The 24,907-nt window shown below is 27.2% G+C and carries 26 protein-coding genes, 1 pseudogene and 1 other annotated feature; of the genes and pseudogenes, 20 read left to right on the forward strand and 7 right to left on the reverse strand.

Annotated elements, in window-relative coordinates; genetic code table 11:
• Positions 1-27 precede the first annotated feature (27 nt).
• The 7 genes and pseudogenes from ACZJV1_RS05595 to ACZJV1_RS05625 all read left to right on the forward strand — a co-directional run bounded on the left by ACZJV1_RS05595 (position 28) and on the right by ACZJV1_RS05625 (position 7,415).
• Complete coding sequence (locus ACZJV1_RS05595) at positions 28-2,175, forward strand: alpha-amylase family glycosyl hydrolase (protein ID WP_411170255.1); 2,148 nt, start codon at positions 28-30, stop codon at positions 2,173-2,175.
• A gap of 264 nt (positions 2,176-2,439) precedes the next feature.
• The gene (locus ACZJV1_RS05600; protein WP_411170256.1) at positions 2,440-2,598 is read left to right on the forward strand and encodes a hypothetical protein; all 159 of its coding nucleotides are present in this window, start codon (positions 2,440-2,442) and stop codon (positions 2,596-2,598) included.
• A 170-nt stretch (positions 2,599-2,768) separates the two neighbouring features.
• The gene (locus ACZJV1_RS05605; protein ID WP_411170257.1) at positions 2,769-3,551 is read left to right on the forward strand and encodes a molecular chaperone DnaJ; all 783 of its coding nucleotides are present in this window, start codon (positions 2,769-2,771) and stop codon (positions 3,549-3,551) included.
• A gap of 45 nt (positions 3,552-3,596) precedes the next feature.
• Positions 3,597-4,055: pseudogene (locus ACZJV1_RS05610) on the forward strand (amidohydrolase family protein); the annotation flags it as partial.
• Positions 4,056-4,280: 225 nt separating this feature from the next.
• Positions 4,281-4,901 (forward strand): TraR/DksA C4-type zinc finger protein, encoded by a 621-nt coding sequence (locus ACZJV1_RS05615; protein ID WP_411170258.1) that lies wholly within the window; start codon positions 4,281-4,283, stop codon positions 4,899-4,901.
• Positions 4,902-5,347: 446 nt separating this feature from the next.
• Complete coding sequence (locus ACZJV1_RS05620; RefSeq protein ID WP_463651700.1) at positions 5,348-6,283, forward strand: DUF5692 family protein; 936 nt, start codon at positions 5,348-5,350, stop codon at positions 6,281-6,283.
• A 364-nt stretch (positions 6,284-6,647) separates the two neighbouring features.
• Complete coding sequence (locus ACZJV1_RS05625; RefSeq protein ID WP_463651701.1) at positions 6,648-7,415, forward strand: GNAT family N-acetyltransferase; 768 nt, start codon at positions 6,648-6,650, stop codon at positions 7,413-7,415.
• A 179-nt stretch (positions 7,416-7,594) separates the two neighbouring features.
• On the opposite strand, the gene ACZJV1_RS05630 is transcribed toward ACZJV1_RS05625, so the two are convergent.
• Positions 7,595-8,197 (reverse strand): maltose acetyltransferase domain-containing protein, encoded by a 603-nt coding sequence (locus ACZJV1_RS05630; protein WP_463651702.1) that lies wholly within the window; start codon positions 8,195-8,197, stop codon positions 7,595-7,597.
• 260 nt (positions 8,198-8,457) lie between these two features.
• Between ACZJV1_RS05630 and ACZJV1_RS05635 the strand changes: the two genes are divergently transcribed.
• Both ACZJV1_RS05635 and ACZJV1_RS05640 read left to right on the forward strand, forming a co-directional pair.
• Positions 8,458-9,447, forward strand: a complete 990-nt coding sequence (locus ACZJV1_RS05635; RefSeq protein WP_463651703.1) for a hypothetical protein — start codon at positions 8,458-8,460, stop codon at positions 9,445-9,447.
• A 17-nt stretch (positions 9,448-9,464) separates the two neighbouring features.
• On the forward strand, positions 9,465-9,635 hold the full coding sequence (locus ACZJV1_RS05640) for a hypothetical protein (RefSeq protein ID WP_463651704.1): 171 nt from the start codon (positions 9,465-9,467) through the stop codon (positions 9,633-9,635).
• Between the two features lie 201 nt (positions 9,636-9,836).
• Here the strand turns inward: ACZJV1_RS05640 and ACZJV1_RS05645 are convergent, their stop codons facing one another.
• Both ACZJV1_RS05645 and ACZJV1_RS05650 read right to left on the reverse strand, forming a co-directional pair.
• Positions 9,837-10,337, reverse strand: coding sequence for a DUF6241 domain-containing protein (locus ACZJV1_RS05645; protein ID WP_463651705.1), 501 nt, complete (start codon positions 10,335-10,337; stop codon positions 9,837-9,839).
• Positions 10,338-10,912: 575 nt separating this feature from the next.
• Positions 10,913-11,299 (reverse strand): hypothetical protein, encoded by a 387-nt coding sequence (locus ACZJV1_RS05650; protein ID WP_463651706.1) that lies wholly within the window; start codon positions 11,297-11,299, stop codon positions 10,913-10,915.
• Positions 11,300-11,450: 151 nt separating this feature from the next.
• On the opposite strand from ACZJV1_RS05650, the gene ACZJV1_RS05655 reads away from it, so the two are divergent.
• From ACZJV1_RS05655 to ACZJV1_RS05670, 4 genes are all read left to right on the forward strand, one after another.
• Positions 11,451-12,743, forward strand: a complete 1,293-nt coding sequence (locus tag ACZJV1_RS05655) for a DUF2812 domain-containing protein (RefSeq protein ID WP_463651707.1) — start codon at positions 11,451-11,453, stop codon at positions 12,741-12,743.
• 29 nt (positions 12,744-12,772) lie between these two features.
• Entirely contained in the window at positions 12,773-12,916 is a 144-nt protein-coding gene (locus tag ACZJV1_RS05660) for a hypothetical protein (protein WP_463651708.1), read from the forward strand.
• 20 nt (positions 12,917-12,936) lie between these two features.
• Complete coding sequence (locus ACZJV1_RS05665) at positions 12,937-13,794, forward strand: MBL fold metallo-hydrolase (protein WP_463651709.1); 858 nt, start codon at positions 12,937-12,939, stop codon at positions 13,792-13,794.
• Between the two features lie 144 nt (positions 13,795-13,938).
• On the forward strand, positions 13,939-14,634 hold the full coding sequence (locus tag ACZJV1_RS05670) for a TraX family protein (protein ID WP_463651710.1): 696 nt from the start codon (positions 13,939-13,941) through the stop codon (positions 14,632-14,634).
• Positions 14,635-14,789: 155 nt separating this feature from the next.
• Here the strand turns inward: ACZJV1_RS05670 and ACZJV1_RS05675 are convergent, their stop codons facing one another.
• Genes ACZJV1_RS05675 through ACZJV1_RS05685 form a run of 3 tightly spaced genes read right to left on the reverse strand, consistent with a single transcriptional unit; the run spans position 14,790 to position 15,903 of the window.
• Positions 14,790-15,365 (reverse strand): manganese catalase family protein, encoded by a 576-nt coding sequence (locus tag ACZJV1_RS05675; protein ID WP_411170271.1) that lies wholly within the window; start codon positions 15,363-15,365, stop codon positions 14,790-14,792.
• Positions 15,365-15,628 carry a spore coat protein CotJB gene (locus ACZJV1_RS05680; RefSeq protein ID WP_463651711.1) on the reverse strand — a complete coding sequence of 88 codons (264 nt, stop codon included), beginning with the start codon at positions 15,626-15,628 and terminating at the stop codon, positions 15,365-15,367. The genes ACZJV1_RS05675 and ACZJV1_RS05680 overlap by 1 nt, the downstream gene beginning before the upstream one ends.
• Complete coding sequence (locus tag ACZJV1_RS05685; protein WP_460288093.1) at positions 15,625-15,903, reverse strand: spore coat associated protein CotJA; 279 nt, start codon at positions 15,901-15,903, stop codon at positions 15,625-15,627. Before ACZJV1_RS05685 ends, ACZJV1_RS05680 begins: the two co-directional genes overlap by 4 nt.
• A 197-nt stretch (positions 15,904-16,100) precedes the next feature.
• Between ACZJV1_RS05685 and ACZJV1_RS05690 the strand changes: the two genes are divergently transcribed.
• From ACZJV1_RS05690 to ACZJV1_RS05720, 7 genes are all read left to right on the forward strand, one after another.
• A complete protein-coding gene (locus ACZJV1_RS05690; RefSeq protein WP_463651712.1) occupies positions 16,101-17,459 on the forward strand; it encodes an FAD-binding oxidoreductase in 1,359 nt (452 codons plus the stop codon).
• Between the two features lie 227 nt (positions 17,460-17,686).
• Positions 17,687-18,553 carry a tRNA 2-thiocytidine biosynthesis TtcA family protein gene (locus ACZJV1_RS05695; RefSeq protein WP_463651713.1) on the forward strand — a complete coding sequence of 289 codons (867 nt, stop codon included), beginning with the start codon at positions 17,687-17,689 and terminating at the stop codon, positions 18,551-18,553.
• Positions 18,554-19,279: 726 nt separating this feature from the next.
• Positions 19,280-19,468 (forward strand): DUF4250 domain-containing protein, encoded by a 189-nt coding sequence (locus ACZJV1_RS05700; protein WP_460288090.1) that lies wholly within the window; start codon positions 19,280-19,282, stop codon positions 19,466-19,468.
• Between the two features lie 18 nt (positions 19,469-19,486).
• A complete protein-coding gene (locus ACZJV1_RS05705; RefSeq protein WP_411170277.1) occupies positions 19,487-19,612 on the forward strand; it encodes a hypothetical protein in 126 nt (41 codons plus the stop codon).
• A gap of 58 nt (positions 19,613-19,670) precedes the next feature.
• Positions 19,671-21,413: a sensor domain-containing protein gene (locus ACZJV1_RS05710; protein WP_463651714.1), complete on the forward strand. Its 1,743-nt coding sequence runs from the start codon at positions 19,671-19,673 to the stop codon at positions 21,411-21,413.
• 148 nt (positions 21,414-21,561) lie between these two features.
• Positions 21,562-22,932 (forward strand): MATE family efflux transporter, encoded by a 1,371-nt coding sequence (locus ACZJV1_RS05715; RefSeq protein ID WP_463651715.1) that lies wholly within the window; start codon positions 21,562-21,564, stop codon positions 22,930-22,932.
• A 36-nt stretch (positions 22,933-22,968) separates the two neighbouring features.
• Positions 22,969-23,199, forward strand: a binding site (T-box leader).
• 121 nt (positions 23,200-23,320) lie between these two features.
• On the forward strand, positions 23,321-23,851 hold the full coding sequence (locus ACZJV1_RS05720; protein WP_460288087.1) for a tryptophan transporter: 531 nt from the start codon (positions 23,321-23,323) through the stop codon (positions 23,849-23,851).
• A 58-nt stretch (positions 23,852-23,909) separates the two neighbouring features.
• Here ACZJV1_RS05720 and ACZJV1_RS05725 read toward each other — a convergent pair whose 3' ends face one another.
• Entirely contained in the window at positions 23,910-24,656 is a 747-nt protein-coding gene (locus tag ACZJV1_RS05725; RefSeq protein WP_463651716.1) for a polysaccharide deacetylase family protein, read from the reverse strand.
• Positions 24,657-24,907 lie beyond the last annotated feature (251 nt).

Raw genomic sequence — 24,907 nt, forward strand, 5'->3', positions numbered from 1 at the left:
AAAATGAAATTTAAGGAGGATGTATAAATGAAAACTTTAAGAAGATTTGGAATTTCAATGTTATCATTAGTATTGCTTATAGTAAGTTATGTAGGTCCAGTTAACTATAAGACAGTATTTGCTCAATCCAATACAGAAACTTATGCCACAAGTCAAAATGGAATAAATAAGGTTGATTACTCAAAGGATGTAATCTATCAGGTAGTAACTGATAGGTTTTATGATGGAAATAAAGCAAATAACCCTTCAGGAGGGTTATATGATTCAACTAAGAGTGATTATAAAAAATATTTTGGAGGGGATTGGCAAGGAATTATAGACAAAGTTAATGATGGATACTTAACTAATATGGGAATAACTGCTCTATGGATTTCCCAACCAGTTGAAAATATCTACTCAGTATTAAATTCAGGAGGAACAGCTTATCATGGATATTGGGCTAGAGATTTCAAGAAAACTAATCCAGCCTTCGGTAATTTTGATGATTTCAGAAGATTAGTTGATACTGCTCATAGCAAGGGAATAAAAGTAATAATTGATTTTGCACCTAATCATACTTCCCCAGCATCAGAGGATACTCCTACCTATGCTGAAAATGGAAAGTTATATGATAATGGCACATTACTTGGTGGATTAACTAACGATAGTAAAAATTTATTTAATCATTATGGTGGAACAGATTTTTCAACCTTAGAAGATGGAATATATAGAAACCTATATGATTTAGCAGACTTAAACCATTTAAATTCAACTGTAGATTCCTACTTTAAAGCTGCAATTAAATTATGGTTAGATATGGGCATTGATGGTATTAGAATGGATGCAGTAAAACATATGCCTTTTGAATGGCAAAAGAGTTTTATGGATACTATTTATTCTTATAGACCTGTGTTTACATTTGGAGAATGGTTTTTAGGTGTTGGAGAAGTAGATCCTAATAATAGTAGTTTTGCTAATAATAATGGAATGAGTTTATTAGATTTTAGATATGCACAAACAGTTAGACAAGTTTTTAGAGATAAAAAGAGTAATATGTATGCATTAGATTCAATGTTTACTTCCACAGCAACAGATTATGAACACATTAATGATCAAGTAATATTTGTTGATAACCATGATATGGACAGATTCTCAACTTCAAATAATAATACATCTGTAGATCAAGCATTAGTTCTAACACTTACATCAAGAGGGGTACCAGCAATATACTATGGAACAGAGCAATATATGAATGGTGATGGAGATCCATATAATAGAGGTATGATGAGTGGATTTAATACTAATACCAATGCTTATCAAATAATTAAAGCATTATCACCTTTAAGGCAATCAAATTCTGCTCTTGGGTATGGTGATACAAAACAGAAATGGATAAATAATGATGTTTATATTTATGAAAGAAAATTTGGTGATGATGTTGTAGTTGTTGCTTTAAATAAGGGAAGTAGTAGTGTTAATATTAGTGGTTTAGTCACTTCATTACCATCAGGAAATTATAGTGATGTATTAGGTAAGACAGTTAATGGAAATGATATTGTAGTAAATAAAGGTGCAGTTAATAATTTTAATTTAGCAGGCAATTCTGCTGCAGTATGGAGTTATAATACAAATACCAGTACACCTAATATAGGAAACGTAGCTCATCCAATGGCTAAAGTAGGACAAGAAGTAGTTATAACAGGAGAGGGCTTTGGAAGTGGAAAAGGAACTGTACGTTTTGGAAATGTTGCTGCAGAGGTTGTATCTTGGAGTGATAATGAGATAAAGGTTAAAGTACCTAATGTTCCTGCAGGAAAGGTAGCTGTTTCACTTCGAACAGCTGGAGGTATAGAAAGTAATATCTATGGAAATTATGATGTGGTAAGTGGTGACTTAGTGACTGTAAGATTTGTTGTGAAAAATGCTACGACAAATTTGGGTGAAAATCTTTATCTTGTTGGGAGTGTTCCTGAGTTAGGTTCATGGAATGCAAGCAAAGCTATCGGAGCCTTATATAATCAGGTAGTATATAAGTATCCAACATGGTATTATGATGTAAGCGTACCTGCAGGAACACGTATTGAATACAAATTCATTAAGAAAAATGGCACCTTAGTAACTTGGGAAAGTGGTAATAATCACGTATATACAGTACCTACAAATTCAACAGGCACAGTAGTTGTTGACTGGCAATAATAGAAATACAAGAGAGTATGAATATTGGATAGGAAAAGTTATGAGTATATCATAAAAAATAGATAGCATAAAAGAAAAGTATACATAGAGATAAATTTAATCTTTATGTGTACTTTTTAATATGCAAAAGCTCTAAGTATAAAATGCTTAGAGCTTTCGTGTATTTATATAGGATTATATAAATGTGGTAGTAATTAAAATAAAGTTGAAAGGAAGATCAGATAGGGATATAATTTTAAATTATATGTTTAGAGGTGATAGTGTATGATAGAATGTGAGTTATGTGGAAACTGTATTCATGAAGATGATATAAGAGAATGTCCAGAATGTTTAAAGGAAATGTGTGAAGAATGCTATGAAAGACATGTTCCTATTTGTTTTTATGTCTCCGAGAATGATTATATGGATACATATAATGAGTAGATTATACTTCCTAAAGGTATGAAAGAAAATTTTATAATTTTTGAAACTAATATTTATTTTAATCATACTATAGGATATATTTACCTTTTAATTGACTGAAAAAAATTGATATAATAATTGTTAATCAAAAGATAGTAAATATAGTTTTATATATAGTATGGAGAAGATGTATGGAGCAATATAAGATTTTAGGTGTAGATGAAAATGCATCAATGGAAGAAATAAAAATAGCATATGAAAACAAAGTAAATAAATTAAAAGAAGAAATTAAAGATGAAAGAAGAGCAAAGGCTTTTATAAAAGTATTTGATAAAGCTTATGAAGAAATAAAATTTGAAAGAGAAAAAAATCAGTATAAAGAAACTTTTGTTAATGATTCTAATAAAAATAGCTTAAATGAGAATCCACAAAAAAATTTTAAAAGAGATACTTGGAATGAGTATGATAATTTTCAAGATGATGATAAATCAGAAATTAAGAAGAGAAGTAAAAAATCATCTTCTAATAATTCATTAATGAATAAACAAAAAAGTGATAAAAAGAAACCTTCAAAAGATAGAAATAAAGAAGGTAATAAAGAAAAGTATAAAAGAGATAATACTAAAAAAGTCGCAAATAGGAAAAAAAGTGAATCATCTACGATAAGTGAAGCAGTTAACATACTATTAAAAATAATAGCATTACCTGTAATAGCTGTATTGTCTATAATAATATTTTTATGCAAGGTAATAAATTTAATATCTTGGATTGCAACTAAGATTATTATAATAGGAGCAATAGCAGTTGCGTCTATACATGGATATCAAGTTTATGTTGGACAACCTATGTATTATGAAGTATTTGTATTATGTGCTGTGGCATTTCTAGTTTCTCTATTTTTACCAAGTATTTTAAAAGTAGTTCCATCAATATTAGGTAAAATAAATGATAAATTAAAAAAATTTGTTTTTTAAGACTAAAAAATTGGATTTTGTATAACTTTAATTTAAAAATGAAGACCTCTAGTAAACACTCATCTACAAGGAAGATTTGATACATATCCAAAGAGAAGAGGAATTACAAGAGTTAAAGAGTTTAATGAAGCAGGGATAAATGTATGCTTTGGACATGATGATATATTTGATCCATGGTATCCAATAGGAACAGGAAATATGTTAGAAGTAGTTCATTTTGGATTACATGCATGCCAAATGATGGGCTATGATGATATAAATGAATCATTAAAATTTATATCAACCAATAGTGCAAGGACTTTAAATATTGAAGATAAATATGGAATAGAAATAGGTAAGCCAGGGAATTTAATTTTATTAAATGCTGAAAGTGGTTATGATGATGTTAGAAGAAGAGCAGAAGTTTTATATTCTATAAGAAAAGGAAAAGTAATTGCTAAAACTATACCAAGTAAATCATTTATAAATATAAATAAAGAAAAAGAAGTGAATTTTAAAAAATAATTATCAAATAGATTTAAGATTTTCTGATATATAGAGTATTAATTTAATCTATAGAAATAATACAGTAGATAGTATTCCGAAAAAGGAATCTGTCTACTGTTTTGCTTTATTAAGAGATTTATATTGTTTTATGTTTTATTTTCAACCAATATTATAATTAGTGTACTAAAAAATCATCTTTTTGGGACAATATAATTAGGCATTACTTTTGAAAGGATGATTTAAATGAATAGAGAAGAATTAACATATTATAAAAATAAACTTAATCAAGAAAAAAAGAGAATTACTGATCTTATTGACCAATTAGATAATAATGGAATGACTAGATTTAATGCAGAGGTTTCAAGTGAGTTATCATTTTATGACAATCACCCAGCTGATATAGCTAGTGAAACCTTTGAAGTTGAGAAAGGTAGGGCTCTTGAAGCGAATGAAAGGGGATTACTAGATAAAATAGACGATGCATTAAGAACTATAGATGAAGGAAGCTATGGTAAGTGTAAAACATGTGGAAAAGATATTGATAAAGAGAGATTAGAGTTTTTACCTTATGCAGTAAATTGTATTGAATGTCAAGATGTTGTTAGTGCAGTAAAAACTTATAATTCTAATAAGAGAGTAGTTGAAGAAAGTGTAATTGGTACACCATTTGTGCATAGAGCTGGGCAACATGATAAAGATGAGGTCGGGTTTGATGAAGAGGATAGTTACCAAGCAGTAGGAAGATTTAATGAGATTAGGAATGTAGCAGAATATGATTATGATGAGGATAAGGATGATAATGATTATGTTGAGGAAATTGAAAAAATAAGCAATCAGCAATATAAGAATCAATTACCTGATTAAATTTTATTATAAATAGACATAAAGACAATATTAAACAGCAGCTAATGATTATAAGAAAGTATAAGAACTTTAAGGTATAAGTGTATGATTACATATAGGATTCTAATTGGAACACTTTGTTTACATATGGTGAAGTATGTAAGAAGTGTTCTATAGAATCAGAAAGGAATAGTCGTAGAAGATAACATATTAAATAGAAATTCTAAAGCTATAAACCAGCAATAATGTTAGGTTGCTTTGAATTTTATTTTTAAGTCATCGTTTACAATAATGGTATAAATATGAAGAAAATTGAAGTAAATTAGCAAAAATGAAAGTTAAACTGACTAGTCTAATTTATGGTAATTTGACATAAATTAACCAACAGGAATATACTTATCAAGGTAATAATTATTAATGTCTATAGAATTATAACAAAATTTATTTATTAGGGGGAATTATATATTATGGGCATTTTATATGAATCAATTGGATTTAGAGGTTGGGCCATTTTTTTCTTTGTTTTATTTGCTTTAATGGCTTTCAATGAATTTGGTCGTTCAACAAAGTGGGGGGGTATAGCATTATTTGTAGTTACACCGATACTTCTAACAATATTTGTTTGGCCAACAACTGCAGCACCTGGGAATGAATATGGTACAGGAAATTGGTTTAACTGGGTAAAAACTTATTCAGCATTAGCAGGATGTGTTTGGTTTATGGCACTTCGCTATAGTTCCAAACTTTCTAAAAAGAAGTGGGCATTAGCTTTACCAGCAATTATACTAGCAGTTAATATTTTAGAAGCATCTATTCGTGATTTTCAATGTTTTTCATATGGGGCATGGAATGGTGAAACTATAAATAACCTTTGGGTAATGTCAGGACCTTGGAATATTATGAATGGTATAGCAGGGTTGCTTAATATTATAGCAATTTGTGGTTGGACAGGCATATTTATTTCTAAAAGTGAAACAAAAGATATGATTTGGCCTGACATGATTTGGCCTTGGATTATAGCTTACGATTTATGGAATTTTGCATATACTTACAACTGTATAGCAGACCATTCATTCTATTGTGGAGTAATATTATTACTTTCATGCACAATTCCAGCTTTCTTTATAAAAAGAGGAGCGTGGCTACAACATCGTGCGCACACACTAGGGTTATGGACTATGTTTATAATGACTGTACCGCAATTTGCTGATCGTATAGCACCAGTATCTACTACTCATAACTCAACAGCTTTCTTTGTTGTTAGTTTAATATCTTTACTATCTAATATTGCATTAGTAGTTTATCAATTTAGTAAAATACGTAAAAACAAATTCAATGCATTAAAAGATGAGATATATAAAGATACAAGAGCATATGGACAAGTATTTGAAGCTAATATATAAGAAATTTTAAGAAGATTATGAAAAATAGTACAAGAAGTTAAGAATCTTGTACTATTTTTATGCCTAAAAACTAAGAATTCAAAGGGGCTCACGAAACGTTAGTTCCTTTGTAAACTGTTGATTTTACTTGGTTTAAGAGATTTATTATATAAAAGATATCTCTATTTATTTAAATATGCAGAAAGCTATAATTTTTGAAAATATTAATAAAAATTTATTACAAGAAATGTAATTGAAAATTATTCTCAATAACTATTAGTAGTAAAATAAAAATATTTGTTAATATACAAAATACTTTAATTATAGTGTTCAATTAACTTAGATGATATAATTAGGAAAAATAATTAGTTAGGAAATGAGATTTATGAGGAAAGAAATTTTACTTAGAATAAAAGAACAGTTAGCAAAAGATTATAATTGTAGTATTGAAGACTTTAATAATCAAAATAATTTAATTACAGATAAAAAAATAATAGAGGGAAGCAGAAAATACAGTGATGAAGAAGGAATTCTAAAGATGCTTATATTTAATGGAAAGGTAGTAATATCTTCAGATAAATGCATTAAAGATTGGTGCATTGAAAAATTATCTAAATTTCCAGGAGAATGGATGTTTTTATACTCAGTTCTAAGAAGAATAGATAAAAAGTTAAATGAGTTTGGTTATGAAATAGAAAATACACATCATTACTACTTACCAAAGGATGAGTCTTTCATAGATAATATAGATTTTAATTTAAAATGGTATGAAAAAGATGAAATACATCAATTTAGAGATGACGATAGATTTGATGAAGCCTTTGCCTTTAATAGCAATTATCCAGATGTATTAGCAGTTGCTGCAGTAGATGATGAGGGCAAGATTTTAGGTGTGGCTGGAGCCAGTGAAGATTCTAAAATTATGTGGCAAATTGGAGTTAATGTTTTACCAGAGGCAAAGGGAAGAGGAGTTGCTAGTACTATCGTACAAGCTTTGAAAAATGAAATATTAAGAAGAGGAAAGGTGCCCTTTTATGGAACTGTTGAATCTCATATAATTTCACAAAAGGTTGCATTAAAATCAGGTTTTTATCCAGCTTTCGCAGAAGTGAAAATAAGAAAAGTAATGAAGGAAGATAAAAATGAAGTTTAATAGTTTAATACTTAATTATCTGTAATTGATATTGAAAAATCTAAAGATTTTTATATTAATATCTAAGACTCTGTTAGATATTTTTGTTGATATGATAGTTGCGTAATCACATATGAGAAATTCTTAAATTAGTGATGAAGTAGCTGTCATATCAACATTTTTCTCTAACACAGCCTTATTTAAAAACTATCTATTTTTAAATCTTTATAATAATACTCTTTATCTCTATCGGTAATAGGTCTTAAAACTTTGCAGGGGTTTCCTACAGCTACTACATTTTCAGGAATATCCTTTGTAACAATGCTACCTGCTCCTATTACAGAATTTTTACCGATGGTTACTCCAGGTAAAATAACTACATTGCTTCCTATCCAAACATTGTCTTCAATTGTAACAGGAAAAGAAAATTGATCTCCGTTTTTTCTTAAATCAGGATGTACAGGGTGACCAGTTACGGATATTGTAACATTTGGAGCAAACATAACATTATTGCCGATAAATATATCTATGTCATCAACTAACACAAGATTAAAATTAGCATAAAAGTTATCTCCAATATGTATACGACTACCGTAAGCAACATGTAGTGGAGGTTCAATAAATATATTTTTGCCAAGATGACCAAATAGTTTTTTTAGTATTTCACTTCTTTTTTCTTCCTCACTTGGACGAGTGTGATTAAAATCATAAACTAGTTCTTTTCCATGAAGGCGTTCTTCTGGTAAACCTTCACATAAATCTGTATAAATTTGACCATTTTGCATTCTTTCTCTTACTCCCATTTTAATACCTCTCTTATTATTAAAATTTTAATCTTATATATTGAATTTTAACACATGTAAATGCTTATTGCTTATGAAATAACCATGTAACAGTTTATTTTTCCATAATTAAGTGATTTTTCTAAAAAATGCTTGAATGGTTTTGGAATCTATTCACAAATAAGTATGATAGTAGTATGATTAAATCGTAAGTAGTAAGTAAAATTATATATAGTTGATTATATTAAGAAAAATAATTAGGATTAAAAGGGAGAATATTTATGAAAGAATTAAAATTAGCACAAAGCTTTTCTATTATTGCATTAAATTCCCAAGATAGTCTTCATATGACTACAGTAAAGAAAATATCTCTTCACTGTATTGCAGCAGCAGTTATATTAGAGACTTATTTAGAGGGATATTTCACACAAGTAGAGGATAAGTTAGTTTTACAGAAATCTTTAATAGATGATCCTAATATAACTTTATATCAAGAAGCAATTTTTAAGCCTTTATTTAATAAAAAAGATAGTTTGGAAGGAAACTTAAATTGGTGGTTAACAAAGTCTTCTAACTTATCAAGCAGGCATTTAAAAAATCTTGAGCATACTATAGCAGATTCTTTAAAAGGGATTGATTTACTTGAAGAAATCCCCAATATTTTATGTTGTGACTTATTTTATGAAAGTGCAGGTGTTTCTATAAAAGAATATAGAAGTAATATGCAAAAATATACAAATGTTACAGAGACCATTCGTGCAGAATTTTTAGAAGAGGGGCCAGTAGCAGATGAAACTATTTTTATGTTGTGGCTTCTTCGTGAAAGTGCACGTTTACAAGATATATTTTCAAAGAGTGAGTTAGAAATAGTAGCTAAGAGAATAAATGAATTATCATTAACCACTCCTATAGCAAAAACGTTATATGATGTGCATATATACCATGGTATTGAAATGGCTGTAAAAGAATTTTTGAATATGAAGAAAAATGCTATAAAAACACCTACTGGTACAGGGATAAATTTTATATTTCCAGTAATTGAGCGTTCACAATCAATTTTTATTGATACAGAGGAATGGTTTCCAAATGCTAAGCAAAGGTTAGATGAGGTAAAAGCACGATTAGAATCCAATGGTCATTCATATACTGTAATTCGTGAGGGAAAGGTTCCACTTATTAAAATTGATAATATTATATATGAAGCCATTCCAGAAGCTATTCAAGGAAGAGTAGCTATTCATGGGGTACGTCTTAGAAAGTATCCTATTTAAGGAAGTTGTATAAGCTAATGTCTAGACAACGTTCTATGGAAAAAATATTGGAATCTGAGGATGTGTCAATTGGTGAATTAGTGAGATGTACTAATTCTAGATATAGTACGCTTAAATTTTATACAGAAGAAGGTATGATTCCCTTTGAACAAGAAAATTTTCTCGAGAAAAGGCAGTTGAAAGAATAGAAGAAATTAAATTACTAAAAAGACAAGGAAACAACATCACTGAAATTAAGAAGCTTCTTAATGATTAACGAAGTTTCTAATTTTATTAAATTATATGAGAAACAGGAATAAAAAATAGTACAAGAGGTTTTAAAAAATTTCTTGTACTATTTATGTTTTAATATAGAAATTCTTTTAAAAATCAAACTACTAAAATAACAATTATTCCTTTATAGAAACCGCCTTTCCAACAGTACCACCAAGCTTTTTCCAAAAGTAATTATGTTCCTCAACGGCTTGTGAGAAATCATTATTTTCCCATCTAGAAAGTACTTCTAACATGTAGTCTCTATCTTTATAATCAACTTTTTCAATAAGATTTTTTAGTGTAGAAATATCATTAGAATTCATTGGAAGACGGCCCCAAATTTGATTATCTTCAGCAATAATTTTACTATTACTCATTCTATGAAGTATATCATAAATATTTTCAATAGAATAATAGGTGTTTTCTTTAAGTTCATTAGAATTTTCTTCAGAAAGTTCCTTATCAAGCTTTTTTATTTCAGAAATATTTTCTTTAGCACTTAAATTGCCAGAGTTATGTTCTTTGTAGTAGAAGAATGAAAATACACTTGTAGCAATAAAAAGTAATACAATTAAAGTAATAATTAAAGGTTTATTTTTAAATAGCTTAGATATATTAAATCCCCCCCTTAACACAATTAGTTAAAACCATTATAACCCATAAATTGTATAATTTGAATAAAATACTTATTGTTAAGGAACAAAATATAGAATTTATATAAAGATTATCTAATATATAGAATAAGAGAGGAGAATAATTATGAGTAGTTTAAGAGAGGAAAATTTACAAAAAAAATCTATCTGAGATAAAAGCTTCTTTCGATAATGATGAATTAATTTAAGGATACTTTGAAATATTAAATTACACTGCTGAAGAATAAAGAAGTTATAATTAAATTGAAAGTTAAAGGTATTGAGACAATACAATATAAACCTTTTTCAAATGAATATTTAAGCATAATTGAAAAAATAGATATAGTTAATATTTTTGAAAATAAAAAACCTAAAAATATGAAAAATAGCAAATCAGTGCTGCCATGTGTTAAAGGAGGCGTATTGATATTTGTTATATTAATTATAGTATATATATTTATTTTTAAATTTTTAATATAGATAGATGAAGTATCATTTAAGGATAAGAGAACCCTATAAAATAGATTTACTTTTTAGTATCTATTTTATAGGGTATATTTTTGTGAAAAAATCTAAATTTATTTATTTTTATATATTAAATTAGCCATTTCTGAAGCTAAATTATTTTTTTCAGTATTATTTCTAATAAAAGCAATTTTTTTACCAGTAAAAGTAGTTAAACAAATAAACTCTTCATCGCCTTCATTTTTTACATCAAAAGACTTTATATCATTTAAAGATATCTTTTCTGTATAAGCAGTTTCAGGTAAACCGCCCCAAGTAGCATAGTTTATAGCTTCTATATATAAGTTTTCGATAGTAAGAATTAGTTTGAAATCATTAGTAATTCTTCCAACAGGCCCAAATAAATTAGAAATAAAATTTATAATTACAGAGTGATTTTTTATTTCTTTATGGGAATTTATAGAGCATAGAACAATTTCATTATTAAGTATCTTTGTCATATAAGAGCCTCCTAAATAATTTATTGCGTTTATTATTTGGTAAATTATAACACGCAATAAATGAAATTGCTAGAAAAATATTTCCAATTACTAGCAAAATGAATATCTATACTGTAAAATTAATATATATAACAAATTAGGGGAGAAATTTATGAGAATAGGAAATACAAAAATTTTAATAATAGATTTTGTGCCATATGAGTATAAAAAGCTACAGAGGTATCTTGAAGAAATGGCCTTAAAGGGATGGAAACTGGAAGGTGCTTTTGGAAAGTTTTTTAAGTTTAAAAGAATAGAGCCGACCCCAATTAAATATTATGTAGATGTGGTTAATGGGATTACTTTTTTAGATGGAAAGAATAGTAACATTTCCTTAGAAAATAGAAAAAAGCTTAATGATTATGGATGGAACTTTGTTTGTGAAATAGAAAAGGTACAAATATTTTGCAGTGAAGACCCTGAAATATCAGGAGAAATTTATGAAGGTACATTAGATAAGTTTATATATATAAATAAGGCTTCATTAAAGGAAATACTGCTTAGATTACTTACATTTATAATTCTAGGAATTAGTCAGTACAATACAATATTTAATGGAAATAGTTTAAACTTCTTAGCAAATAATACAATGATCTTATTAATATTTTTTATATATTTATGCTTAATAATAAATATTACTGATTTAATAAGACTTATTAGATTGTATATAAAAGGAGATATAACTAAAGAGAGTTATGAAAATGTTGAAGTAAAGTCATTAAAATGGATAAAATTTAAATCTTTAATAATAAATTTAGCAATAGTATGCTTCTTTATTATAATTATCTTATTAATTGTAAAAAGAGAAATATTTTCATTAGGAATTATTTTTGTTATTAGTTCTATTTTTTTAGCTATATATATAATGATTAATTTAGCTGTTAAATATACTAATAAAAATACGAAAAAAGTAAATATAATTATGTACTTTATTATTACTATAGTATCAATTTTATTTATAAATAAGTTTATTATTAATAGCTTATTTAATAGTAATAATGAAAAAAAAGATTTAAATCAGTATGCATTAACTCTAAAGGATTTTAATGATGAAATAATAGATGAACAAAGTATATATATTGATGAAAATAAAAGTTTTTTAGCTCATACAATATTTTATAGTGCTAATGGGAAAAATAGAAAGCTATCTTATGAGCTATTTGAAAGTAATTATAATTGGGTTATAGAGTGGAATTTTAATAAAATGATGGATTGGTTTAAAGACTATAATATTTCATATAGTGAGATAAAAACTGATTTACCAGCAGATGTTAAAGTTTATAGAAATAATAAGAGTAATAATTATATCCTAGTTTCTGATAAAAAGATTATTGAAATTTTTGGAGATGATGAAAATATAAAATGTGATATGTTAAAGAAAACTTATGATAAAATTTTTAGATAGATTAACTGTAAGTTATAGGAGGAAAAGTTTTGGAAGATAATAATAAAAAGATTTGCCCAATTTGTGGTGAAGCTATGAAGGAATATGAATATGCTTATGATAATAATCAATATGGAAAGATATATTATAAGTGCCCGGAATGCGGTCATAAAGAAAATACAATAAATAATTAATGTAGGAAGAGGCAACTAATATGTTTAATAAACTAACAAAAAGGGTTTACTATATGGATTGTGTACACGAGGGAGATAGGCCAGTTTTAGGAGTGGTTATAGGAGATAAATATTCTTTAATAATAGATGGTGGAAATTCAAAAGCACATGCAGAAGAATTTTTATCTTACATAAGAGAACTAAATATTACAGAGCTTAAGTATTTAGTTCTTACACATTGGCATTGGGATCATGTTTTTGGAATTGAAACTATGAATTTAATAAATGTATTTAATAATAAATCAAATGAGAAAATAGAATGGATGAGAAATTTAAGTTGGAGCGATGAAGCAATTAGAGAAAGAGTAAAAAATGGAGAAGAAATTGAATTTTGTGAAGAAAATATAAAAATTGAACATCCGAATAATGACAGAAAAATAAATATACCAAAAGCAGATATTCTATACGATAGAGAAATATTAATTGATTTAGGTAATGTTACTGTAAAAATAGAAAGGATAGACGCTGATCATTCAAATGATTGTTCCTTAGTAACTGTAGTTGAAGAAGGAGTTACTTTCATGGGAGATGCTATGTACCTAGATATGTATAATGGACCATATAGTTATACCAAAGAAAAACTTTATCCATTATTAGAAAAGTTAATTTCCTATAATTCAAATTTTTATATTCCAGCACATCATCCTAAATATACAAATTCTGAATTTATGGATTTTGTATATAGTATAAAGGAAATTGGAGATATTGTAGATGATGAAACTAATTTAGAAAAAGCTAAGAAATTACTTTTAAATAAGAGAAAAAAAGAACTCACAGAAGATGATATAGAAGATATTACCGCTTTTGTTCAAGGCAATAAAAAGAAATTTAATATTTAAATTAATAAAGTAAAATGCCACTAATGCAAAATTTAGTGGCATTTTACTTTATTACAAAAATGTAACCATAATGAAATATAAAACGATAGATGCAGATTAAAATAAAAGATAAAATTATTTTATAAAATGATGGAGGTAGAATTAATGAAAATATTTAATTCTTTTACATTAAAGGTTATAGCAATTATTACTATGTTAATGGATCATATATATACTTATTTAAGTGGAATATATGATATACCAATTTGGTTTGGATATTTAGGAAAACTTTCAGCACCAATATTCTTTTTCTTAATAGTAGAAGGATTTTTTTATACTAAAAGTAGAATGAAGTATCTTGGAAGATTGTTTTTATTTGGCTTAATTATGATTGGAATTGATAATATACTAGGAATACATAATAATATATTTTTATCTTTAGCATTATCTATTGTAATATTATTAATATTAGAATACGGTAAAGCTGTAAATACAAAAAAAACGTATATAACGACAACGATTATGGTAATAACTTTAGGTATAGTCTATATGTTTACAGAGGCTTCAATTTATGGACTCGGAATGACATTAATTTTTTATTTCTTTAGAAATAAAAAATTAACATTATCATTAACATATATGTTCTTCTCAATATTGCCAATAGTATCAATATTATTTGGACAAGGTGCATATGAACAGTTGATGATTTTTGATTATCAATGGATGATGATATTTTCACTGCCATTAATATTATTATATAATGGTAAATTAGGATTAAAGAATAGCTTTACAAAGTGGATGTTTTACGTATTTTATCCAGCTCATTTAATAATAATTCAATTAATAGCAAAGATAATTTAGTATTAATTTCAATGGAAGACAATAAAGCTATAATTAATAGATAAGTCAGCAACATAATAGAAAGCATATTTTGAATCTAATTGATTTTAAATATGCTTTCTATATTTACAAAAACAAATTAGGGCTACTTTTTATTAAAGTAGCCCTAATTTGTACTATTTACAAAAATCTGAAGGTTTAGCATTATCTTGGACATCCATTAAAGCTTCACCAAATCTTTGATAGTGTACAACTTCTCTTTCTCTTAAGAAGCCTAATATTTTCTTTATTTCAGCATCATCAGTTAAGTTAATCAACCATTCATAAGTTGCCCTAGCTTTTTGTTCAGCATTCATATCTTCATGTAAATCGGCAATTACATCACCTTTAGCTTGTATATAAGTAGCTGTCCAAGGGTTTCCAGTAGCATCTGTATAGAAAAGAGCTTTACCATGGTCTGCATAATGTCCGTCTAAGCCAGCAGCCTTAATTTGATCTATAGAAGCATTTTCCATAATTTGATAAACCATTGTGCCTAGAATCTCTACGTGAGCCATTTCCTCCGTTCCAATATCAGTCAAAAGAGCTTTAGATTTATTTGTTGGCATTGTATATCTTTGATTTAAATATCTAAGAGCAGCTCCAAGCTCCCCATCAGGACCACCATATTGAGTAATGAGAGTTCTAGCCATTTTTAAATCTGTAGATTTTAAGTTAACTGGGTGTTGTAAAGTTTTAACATAATACCACATTAATTTTTACCTCCGTGCATATTTTCCCAAGGCCATGGACTATTAACCCATGCTTCAGGGTTTTGAAAGTATGCAGAACCAAAATTTGTTAATGGACCATGCTCTTTTTCATAATCCCAAACAGTCTTCTTAAGTTCACAAGAAATTACTTCGTAATCATGCTTTGCTTTTTCACAAGTAGGGAAGTTGTCTAAATATAAATTTAAATCAAGAGCAAAGAATTGTAGTTTTTGTATTTTTTCTAAATACTCATGATGTTTCATTTTTTTGTTACCCCCTTAATGTATTTTACATCACAATATGGACTATATAAGTCTTTAAATACTGTGCCAGCTTCAAAAGCATTTTCAATATCGAATAAGTTTTCATAAGGTTGAAGTTTAACAAATGCTCTAGCATATACAGGTGGGAGAAAAACTTTATGGGATTCGCGACAATTTTTGCTAGTGTCATTACAAGCTATATTACAATAAAGTTTGCTAGGGTCTTTTATGCAAGAGTTACATTTTTCACAATTGGTATCTGTATTAGAACACACAAATAAACATCCTTTCATTTATTATATATAGTAACAAACTATGTAAAAAAAAGTAGAAATGTGATGAAAATTGCATTTAATATTTAAAAGATAAATTTACAAATAAATAAAGATTAAATTAAAGATGTTTTTTGTTGATTTTAGAATATGATATGATATCATCTAATATATAAAAATAATTTTCAGAAGGTGATTGAATGAGGGAAATTGACTATTCAGGATTAACTGGCGAAGTAATTAAAAAAGGTAGTTCTAGATATGAAGAAAGTATAACTTCTTGGAATAGGGCTATAAAAAAATATCCATTAGTAGTTATTTATTGCCATAATGAAGATGATGTTGTCAATTCAATAGTATGGGCAAATAATAATTCTATAGAAATAAAAGTAAGATCTGGAGCTCATAGTTACGAAGGATATTCAACGGGCAATGATGTTGCAGTTATAGATATAAGTAGAATTAATAAAATTTATATAGATGAAAAAGAAGAGATTGTAAAAATAGGAGGCGGAGTTCGAAATAGAGAGATATATGAAGCTTTAGGAAGTAGAGGTTATGCATTTCCGGGAGGTGGATGTCCTACTGTTGGAGTTCCTGGTTTAATACTAGGAGGGGGATGGGGATACTCTAGTAGATTTTTAGGATTAGCCTGTGATAGTTTAATAGAAGCTGAACTTATAAATTACGAAGGTAAGAAATTATTATTAAATGAAAATTTAAATAGTGACTTGTTTTGGGCTTGTAAAGGAAGTGGCGGAGGAAATTTTGGAATAATAACTTCTATGACACTACAATTAAAAGAAAAAATAAAAATGGGAACATTAATTAATATAAACTACCCAAATATAAGTAATAAAGATAATATTAAGGTTGTCGAAGTTTTGCAACATCTGTATAAAAGTTTAGATAGAAGGATTAATCTAAAAACTGCTATATATAATTCAGCATTAAAAGGAAGAGGCGTTAAGATTACTGGGTTATTTTATGGAAATGATAAAGAAGCTTTGAATATATTGAAGCCTTTAAAAGAAATAGTTGATAATGTAGAATTTGATTTAAAGTATATGACTGTTTTACAATGTAATAGATGGATTCAAGATAGTCATCCGGACTACGAAAAATATAAATCTACTGGAAGATTTGTTTATAAGGATTATAGTGCTAATGAAATAAAAGCGATTATAGAATTAGTAGATAATCCAGCGGAAGGAGCTGTATATTCAGCAGTATCTTTTTATGGTGCAGGTGGGGCGATTTCTGATGTTAACAAATTAGATACAGCTTTTTATTATAGAGATGCCAAATTTATAATGGGATTACAATCGGTTTGGGAAAATGATATATATGAAGAAGAAAATAAAGAATGGGTTAGAATAAAGTTTAATACAGTGAAAGAATTAACAGTAGGGTCTTTCGTTAATTTTCCTTTAGCTGAATTAGAAAACTATGAGAAAGAATATTATGGGGAGCATATGAATTCTTTGAGAAAGATAAAAACAAAGTATGATCCATATAATGTTTTTAAGTTTCCACAAGTTATTAAAAGAGAAAAGTAAAGAATTTATTATAATCAAAGTGAGATATAATACTATTTATAAGAAAAAGTTTAAATAAGATCAAAGTTGTACATGTTATATGATTTTATAAATATATGTGATATTGAGAAAAATATTATTTTTATATAGTTAATAGGTTAAAGATATATTTATGGAAGTAATATCTATAAAGACAATAATATTAAAAAGTGATATAATTGAAAAAGATTATTAAATGAGGTGATATAATGAGTAGCATATCAGGAAAAGGCTGCGAGAGACTTATTCCCACTGAAGAGAAAAAGCCTTTGGAAGAAATAGAGCGTAGCCTTGTTAAAAAATATAGAAAACATATTTGGACTAAATTTGTAAGAGCGGTTAAGGATTATAACCTTGTAGAAGAAGGAGATAAAATTGCTGTAGCTATATCAGGAGGAAAAGATTCTCTATTAATGGCGAAATGTTTCCAAGAACTTAAAAAGCATGGTCAAATGAACTTTGAACTAGAGTTTATAGCCATGGATCCTGGGTATCATCCACAAATAAAAGAATTACTTATAGAAAATTGTAATCATTTAGGAATACCAGTACATATATATGAAGGAAAAGTTTTTGAAGTTGTAGATAAAATGGCAAGAGATTATCCATGTTATCTTTGTGCAAGAATGAGAAGAGGGTCTCTTTATAGCAAAGCAAGAGAACTTGGATGTAATAAATTAGCTTTAGGGCATCATTATAATGATGTAATAGAAACTACGTTATTAAATGTGCTATATGCAGGGAATTTCAAAACTATGCTTCCTAAATTCAAAGCAGCTAATTTTGAAGAAATGGAGTTAATAAGGCCTCTTTACTATGTGGAAGAAGATTATATAAAAAGATTTACAAACAATGCAGGAATTTGGCCTTTAAATTGCGCATGCATGGTTGCAGCAGAAAAGATAGGTAATAAGAGATATGAAATAAAGGAGTTAATAAAAGAGCTTAAGAAAAATTTTGATGGTGTAGAAAAATCAATATTTAAAGCAGCAGAAAATGTTAATTTAGATTCTATACTTGGTTGGGAAAAAGATGGTATAAAGACTAAGTATTTAGAAGTATATGATGAAGAATAAAAATTAAATATTAAATATATTGTTTGAAGATATTATGTTATTAAGATTAAAAATATAATTTTATACATAATATCTTTATTTTTTTACTCTATAGGAAATTATATTTTTAAAATATATAGATAAATTATTTATAGCATATAAGTTATTAAAGTTAGCACTATAGAGTAAAAATAGAATAAAGTGCGCGTGCAAGATTTTCCTCAGGCAAGCTTCGGAAATGCACATGCGCGAAAAAAAGTCGACGGCTCGGCAAGCTCACCTTGACGACTTTTTTATGCAATAATAACTTATTAAATAAAATAGGGAATAATTAAAAATAGATTATAAATACTAATAATGTAGTGGAGGTGAGCATAATGGCAAAAAAAGATCAGCAAGCAAGTTGGGAGAAAAAAAGATATAAATCACCAAAGAAAAGTGAAGCTTCTAAAGTACCAGAAGTAAAATAGTAAAACTTAATAAATAATAAAAAAGGAATCTACTCAAAAATATATAAATTTTTAAGAGTAGTTCCTTACTTTTTATAAAAAATACATAAAATATATAAAAAAATTATACTTAATTACGATAATAAGATAGAGTTAGTATTTTAATAAATACACTAAAAGATTTATAATACACTTTTTTTATTAAAAAATATATGTTATATTTTATTTAAGATTTCAAATAAATAAAAATTATATTTTTTATATTTATAAAATTTTTAAGGATAAAAGGAGAAATGGTATGGATAGAGAAAGTTTTTTATCTATGGATCCTAATATCATATTAAGTATAGTAAATATGAAATTAAGAGATTTTTACTCTAATTTATCTGTATTATGTGATGATTTAGGAGTAACTGAAGAAGAACTAAAAAATAAATTGAACAAAATAGGGTATAAGTATATAAAAGATGAAAATCAGTTTAAGTAATAATTAAGGAGGAGAATTATGAAACTTAAAAATTTTGGAAAGTTAGCAGTATTGGTGGCAGCAGGAGCTACTTTAGTTGCCACATTAATTAATGATAATAAAAAAAAATCAAATGATGATTCGAAGGTAAAAGTAGATAATTAATAGTTAGTTTTAAAAATAAAAAGCGATAGAAAATATACTTTGAGAAGGATTAAGAGTTATGATTAGGGAAAAGATTTATAACAAGGATGTTGGTTCCCTGGATGATGATGGTAAAGATTCTTTGGACTTAAAAGATAAGCAAAAGGAGTTGCTATTAAGTTCAAAAGAATCTTTTATAAAGTCCATTAAGGGACTATTTATTTCGGCTAACATAGAAAAAAATTTAATTATGCTTTATGGTAATAATAAAGAAATTATTGGACTGGACGATGAATTTATTGTAACTGATTTTAAAGAATTTAAAAAATATTTACATAATGACTATATTGATACTTTAATTAATGCTATAGACAATGATTTAGAAGAAATAGAGATAAAGATAATTAACACATTTGGTGAAGAAGTATGGATCAGTATTAAAGGACAAATTAAGAAAAATAGAAATGGTGAATTTATAGAGTTTGAAGGATATATACATAATATAACAAAGGAAAAAGAAACTCATTTAAAATTGGAATATATAACTTGTTATGATGAACTTACAGGATTAAATAACAGAAAACGATTTAAAAATATAATAGAAAAAGAACTTGAAAATCATATTTTATTAGAGTCTAGAGGAGCCTTAATAATAATAGATATAGATAATTTTAAATTTATAAATGATTCTTATGGCCACAAGTGCGGAGATATATTTTTAGAGAAGTTCTCTGAGGATTTAAAAAAGCTATTTGCAGATAATAAATTAATATGTAGATTTGGTGGAGATGAATTCTTAATGTTTATGCCATCAATAAAATGTCTAAATGAAATAAATATTGTAGCAAAAAAGGTTATGGATATATTAAAAAATCCATATAATATAAATGGTAATAGTATTTATTCTTCTGCTAGCATAGGGATAGCAGTTTTTCCAGACGATGGTGAGGATTTTGAAGTCTTATTAAAAAATGCTGACGCTGCAATGTATATTGCTAAGAGTAATGGAAAAAATCAATGGCAAATGTTTAATAACAACATATCTAGAGAGATAAATAGAATTTATTCAATTCAAAGAGGCCTTAGAACAGCATTAGAAAATAATGAAATGTTTGTAATATTTCAGCCTAAAGTTAGACTTACAGATGATGAGGTAAATGGATTTGAAGCATTACTTAGATGGAAAAGTAAGGAAATAGGATTTGTAAGTCCTGCCGAATTTATTCCTATTGCAGAAAACACTAGACTTATAATACCTATAGGAAAGTTTGTATTAAGAGAAGTTTTTGCGAAAGTAAAGTATTTATTGTCAGAAGGATACGATGATTTTAAAATTGCAGTTAACTTATCTGAAATACAATTAAGAGAAGATGATTTAATAGAGTACTTTAACTCTTTAGTAAGAGAATTTAACGTTTCACCTAAGTATATAGAGGTAGAAATAACTGAAAGTATGATAATGAAATCAGTTGATAGAAATATAGAATGTTTGCTAAGAATAAAAGAGCTTGGTACATCTATTGCTTTAGATGATTTTGGTACAGGATATTCTTCTTTAAACCATTTAACCAAATTACCAATCGATGTACTAAAAATTGATAGAAGTTTTGTTATTGATATGACTGAAAATGATAAAAGCAGATATATAGTTGAAAATATAATTCAGCTATCACATAAGTTAGGCATTACAGTTGTTGCAGAAGGAGTAGAAGAAAAGGAACAAGTTGACTATTTAAAAAGTATAGATTGTGATACTGTACAAGGGTTTTATTATAGCAAGCCTGATCATTTTGAAAATATAATTGGCATGTTAAATAAATAAAGGATTACATTTAGTAATCCTTTATTTTTTAATAGTTTTATTTTAATAATATTAATTATAAAATAAAACTTGTTCAAAAAAATATTGAAAAAATTTTTAGTTAATATATAATTTAAAGTTGAGTATTAGCAGGTTAAAGGGGGCATATATGAAAAAGTCAGTAGATTTAGTTTCAGAAAATATAACAAGTACATTGTTGAAGCTATCTATACCTATATTAGGAACATCATTTATACAGATGGCCTATAATATGATAGATATGATGTGGGTTGGAAGAATTGGTAGTGATGCAGTTGCAGCAGTAGGAACAGCAGGGTTTTTTACTTGGTTTGGAAATTCACTTGTATTTATATCTAAAATAGGTGCAGAAGTAGGAGTGGCTCAATCTATAGGTAAAAAAGATTTCAAAGAAAAAAATAAATTTATATATAATAGTTTATTAATAAATATGTTGATTGCATTAATTTATACAGCTATATTAATTACTTTTAGAAATCAGTTAATAGGTTTCTTTAATTTAGGAGATTTCAGGATAACAAATATGGCGGTAGACTACTTAATAATAGTTTCTATTGGAATGATATTTAGCTTTTTGAATCCTTTATTTACGGGGATTTTTAACGCTTCAGGTAGTAGTAAAATTCCTTTTTTAATTAATACAATTGGATTGGTATTTAATATAGTATTTGATCCGATATTGATATTTGGGCTCTTTGGATTTCCTAAGCTTGGAGTAGCAGGAGCTGCTTTAGCTACAGTTGGAGCTCAAGTAATAGTTACAATTATCTTTATAGTATCTTTCATTAAAAATGGATATAGTTTAAGTTTAAAAAATAAAAAATATATAGATAAAACTTGTATTTATAGAATATGCAAGTTAGGAATTCCAACAGCTCTTCAAAATTGTATGTTTGCTTTTTTTGCAATGGTAATAGGTAGAGTTATTGCATCTTGGGGATCAGTTTCAATTGCTGTTCAAAAAGTTGGATCTCAAATAGAAGCAATATCTTGGATGACAGCAGAGGGGTTTGCTGCTGCATTAACAGCTTTTGTTGGTCAAAACTATGGTGCAAATAGATGGGATAGAATATTAAAGGGGTATAAGGCTACTATGATTATGGCTATAGTAGTAGGAACTTTTTCTACAATACTATTAGTTTTTGCGGGTGAAAGAGTTTTCTCGATATTTATACCAGAGTTAGAAGCTATTTCACAAGGAGCTGTATATCTAAAAATTTTAGGATATTCTCAACTATTTATGTGTATAGAAATAACTACTGCAGGAGCATTTTCAGGTTTGGGAAATACAGTAACGCCTTCTTGGGTTAGTATAGTATTTACAGGATTAAGAATACCATTAGCTATTTTATTAAGTAATATAGAATCATTTGGAATAAATGGTGTTTGGTGGAGTATAAGTGGTACAAGCATAATAAAAGGGGTTCTACTATTAGTTTTATTTACTTTTATGATAATAATTCCAAATAGAAAAAAGACGCTAAAAATTATTGACAATTAGTATAAAATAACATAGTATAGTATTAAATCAATATTAAAAATTCCTTTGATGAGGGATAGTAACTATTATGTAAGGTTTCAGAGAGCCGAAGGTGGTGTGATTTCGGTACTATAGCAAATAGTGAATGGGCCTCTGAGGAGTGATACGAAATTTATTAAAGTAGTTGATCCGTAAGTCCTACGATATAAGGAATAAGGTATGTTAGTACCTGAGAGAGAGGCTTTAAAAGCAATTTAGGTGGCAACGCGGAGTAATATCGTCCTATACAATTTGTATAGGGCGTTTTTTTATTTAAATTAATAATTAAAGGAGCTGGTAATTATGTTATGAACTAGAGGAGATAAAAAAGTTTAATTTAATAAATTATTAAAAATTAGGAGAGATTAGTATGAATAGAAATATGAATGTAAAAAGAATGATGTTAAATGCAATATTAATAGCTATAGGAACTCTATTACATCAAATTACACCAGCTTTAGGATTACCAATGCAACCAGACTTTGCTTTGGCAATGTTATTTATAATTATAATAATAAATAGTGATTATAAAAGCGCTTTAATATCAAGTATAATAATAGGGGTATTAACAGCATTAACTACTAAGTTTCCTGGAGGTCAGTTACCTAATATTATAGACAAAATAGTAACTGCAAATGTAATTTACTTTATGTTTAAAGTTATGGGAACTAGAGTAAATAACAATATAAAAATGGTACTAGCTTTAAGCTTTGGAACTATATTAAGTGGATTAGTATTTTTGGGATCAGCAAGTATATTAGTAGGATTACCAGGTTCATTTACTAGTTTAGTTTTTATTGTTGTTATACCTGCTTCAATAATGAATATATTATTAGGACTAGCACTATATAAGGCAGTTGGAATAGCATTAAAAGCTAGCGGTTTACAAATAAGTAAATAGTTTTATAATAAAAAAATAATTAGCCATAATATAAGATGCTCATATTATGGCTAATGTACTATTTTTTCATTATCTTATATAATTCAGGTGTACTTTCGTCAATTGCTTTAAATATATAACCGTTATCTTTATAATACTTAATTATAGAAGGTAATGCTGAAGAAGTATTTTTATTTATGTGTGAGCAATGCATTAAAATAACAACTGTATTTTTATCTCCATTAGTACAAGCCTTTTTTGAAATAGTTTTAGGATCTAATTTAGCATTAGCTCCATCTCCACTATCAATATTCCAGTCATATATCTTGAGGTTGTTCTTGTGTAATAAATCTACTAACTTTTGATCTAGTTTATAAGAGTTATTATTACATCCAAAGGGAAATCTTAATATATTATATTTTTCCCCAGTCACTTCGTATAATATTTCCTGATCCTGAAGCATTTCTTTTAAAAAGTTTTCATCATTACAATAAAGTTTTTGCCTATTATGAGAAAAACTATGGAGTCCTATGCTATGACCTTCGTTTTTCATTCTTAATATAGTTTTCTCTTGACCTTCTATTTGATTTCCTATAACAAAAAATGTAGCAGGAACATTTTCTCTTTTTAATATATCTAAAATTTCGATAGTTGGTCTCCCGCCAGGACCATCGTCAAATGTAAGATATACAATTTTTTCATTTCCAGTTTCGTTAGATGTTTTTTCATTATTATCTAAAGCCTTAACATCGTTTATAAAAGAAAAAGAGAATGTTAAAACTAAGGATAGAGTGACTAAATATTTTTCTAAAATTTTAACTTTCATACTATCTAGCCTCCTAAAATTAATAGCATTATTACTAGTATTCCTAAAAAATTATAGAATACAATATTTATTATTTGGAAATTAAATATAATTTCTTTCCTTCATTTTTTAAGTGGACATATGTAAATTTGCGTTGACTTGGAGTGAAGTGACGGAATAAGCAAACTTACATATGTCCACTTTTTTATTATTTAATAGTATTAGGAATATGTTAATAGATGGAAGGATATGATAAAATATATAATTATTAG

The organism is Clostridium sp. LS3, assembly GCF_055330225.1.

Excerpts from the sequence above, each read along its gene's own strand:
- ACZJV1_RS05690 (WP_463651712.1), top strand. The coding sequence starts at position 16,101 with ATGAGGGAAATTGACTATTCAGGATTAACTGGCGAAGTAATTAAAAAA.
- ACZJV1_RS05670 (WP_463651710.1), top strand. The coding sequence starts at position 13,939 with ATGAAAATATTTAATTCTTTTACATTAAAGGTTATAGCAATTATTACT.
- ACZJV1_RS05700 (WP_460288090.1), top strand. The coding sequence starts at position 19,280 with ATGGATAGAGAAAGTTTTTTATCTATGGATCCTAATATCATATTAAGT.
- ACZJV1_RS05715 (WP_463651715.1), top strand. The coding sequence starts at position 21,562 with ATGAAAAAGTCAGTAGATTTAGTTTCAGAAAATATAACAAGTACATTG.
- ACZJV1_RS05720 (WP_460288087.1), top strand. The coding sequence starts at position 23,321 with ATGAATAGAAATATGAATGTAAAAAGAATGATGTTAAATGCAATATTA.
- ACZJV1_RS05705 (WP_411170277.1), top strand. The coding sequence starts at position 19,487 with ATGAAACTTAAAAATTTTGGAAAGTTAGCAGTATTGGTGGCAGCAGGA.
- ACZJV1_RS05625 (WP_463651701.1), top strand. The coding sequence starts at position 6,648 with ATGAGGAAAGAAATTTTACTTAGAATAAAAGAACAGTTAGCAAAAGAT.
- ACZJV1_RS05710 (WP_463651714.1), top strand. The coding sequence starts at position 19,671 with ATGATTAGGGAAAAGATTTATAACAAGGATGTTGGTTCCCTGGATGAT.
- ACZJV1_RS05665 (WP_463651709.1), top strand. The coding sequence starts at position 12,937 with ATGTTTAATAAACTAACAAAAAGGGTTTACTATATGGATTGTGTACAC.
- ACZJV1_RS05640 (WP_463651704.1), top strand. The coding sequence starts at position 9,465 with ATGTCTAGACAACGTTCTATGGAAAAAATATTGGAATCTGAGGATGTG.
- ACZJV1_RS05615 (WP_411170258.1), top strand. The coding sequence starts at position 4,281 with ATGAATAGAGAAGAATTAACATATTATAAAAATAAACTTAATCAAGAA.
- ACZJV1_RS05595 (WP_411170255.1), top strand. The coding sequence starts at position 28 with ATGAAAACTTTAAGAAGATTTGGAATTTCAATGTTATCATTAGTATTG.
- ACZJV1_RS05680 (WP_463651711.1), bottom strand. The coding sequence starts at position 15,628 with ATGAAACATCATGAGTATTTAGAAAAAATACAAAAACTACAATTCTTT.
- ACZJV1_RS05635 (WP_463651703.1), top strand. The coding sequence starts at position 8,458 with ATGAAAGAATTAAAATTAGCACAAAGCTTTTCTATTATTGCATTAAAT.
- ACZJV1_RS05605 (WP_411170257.1), top strand. The coding sequence starts at position 2,769 with ATGGAGCAATATAAGATTTTAGGTGTAGATGAAAATGCATCAATGGAA.
- ACZJV1_RS05655 (WP_463651707.1), top strand. The coding sequence starts at position 11,451 with ATGAGAATAGGAAATACAAAAATTTTAATAATAGATTTTGTGCCATAT.
- ACZJV1_RS05650 (WP_463651706.1), bottom strand. The coding sequence starts at position 11,299 with ATGACAAAGATACTTAATAATGAAATTGTTCTATGCTCTATAAATTCC.
- ACZJV1_RS05620 (WP_463651700.1), top strand. The coding sequence starts at position 5,348 with ATGGGCATTTTATATGAATCAATTGGATTTAGAGGTTGGGCCATTTTT.
- ACZJV1_RS05695 (WP_463651713.1), top strand. The coding sequence starts at position 17,687 with ATGAGTAGCATATCAGGAAAAGGCTGCGAGAGACTTATTCCCACTGAA.
- ACZJV1_RS05630 (WP_463651702.1), bottom strand. The coding sequence starts at position 8,197 with ATGGGAGTAAGAGAAAGAATGCAAAATGGTCAAATTTATACAGATTTA.
- ACZJV1_RS05600 (WP_411170256.1), top strand. The coding sequence starts at position 2,440 with ATGATAGAATGTGAGTTATGTGGAAACTGTATTCATGAAGATGATATA.
- ACZJV1_RS05675 (WP_411170271.1), bottom strand. The coding sequence starts at position 15,365 with ATGTGGTATTATGTTAAAACTTTACAACACCCAGTTAACTTAAAATCT.
- ACZJV1_RS05725 (WP_463651716.1), bottom strand. The coding sequence starts at position 24,656 with ATGAAAGTTAAAATTTTAGAAAAATATTTAGTCACTCTATCCTTAGTT.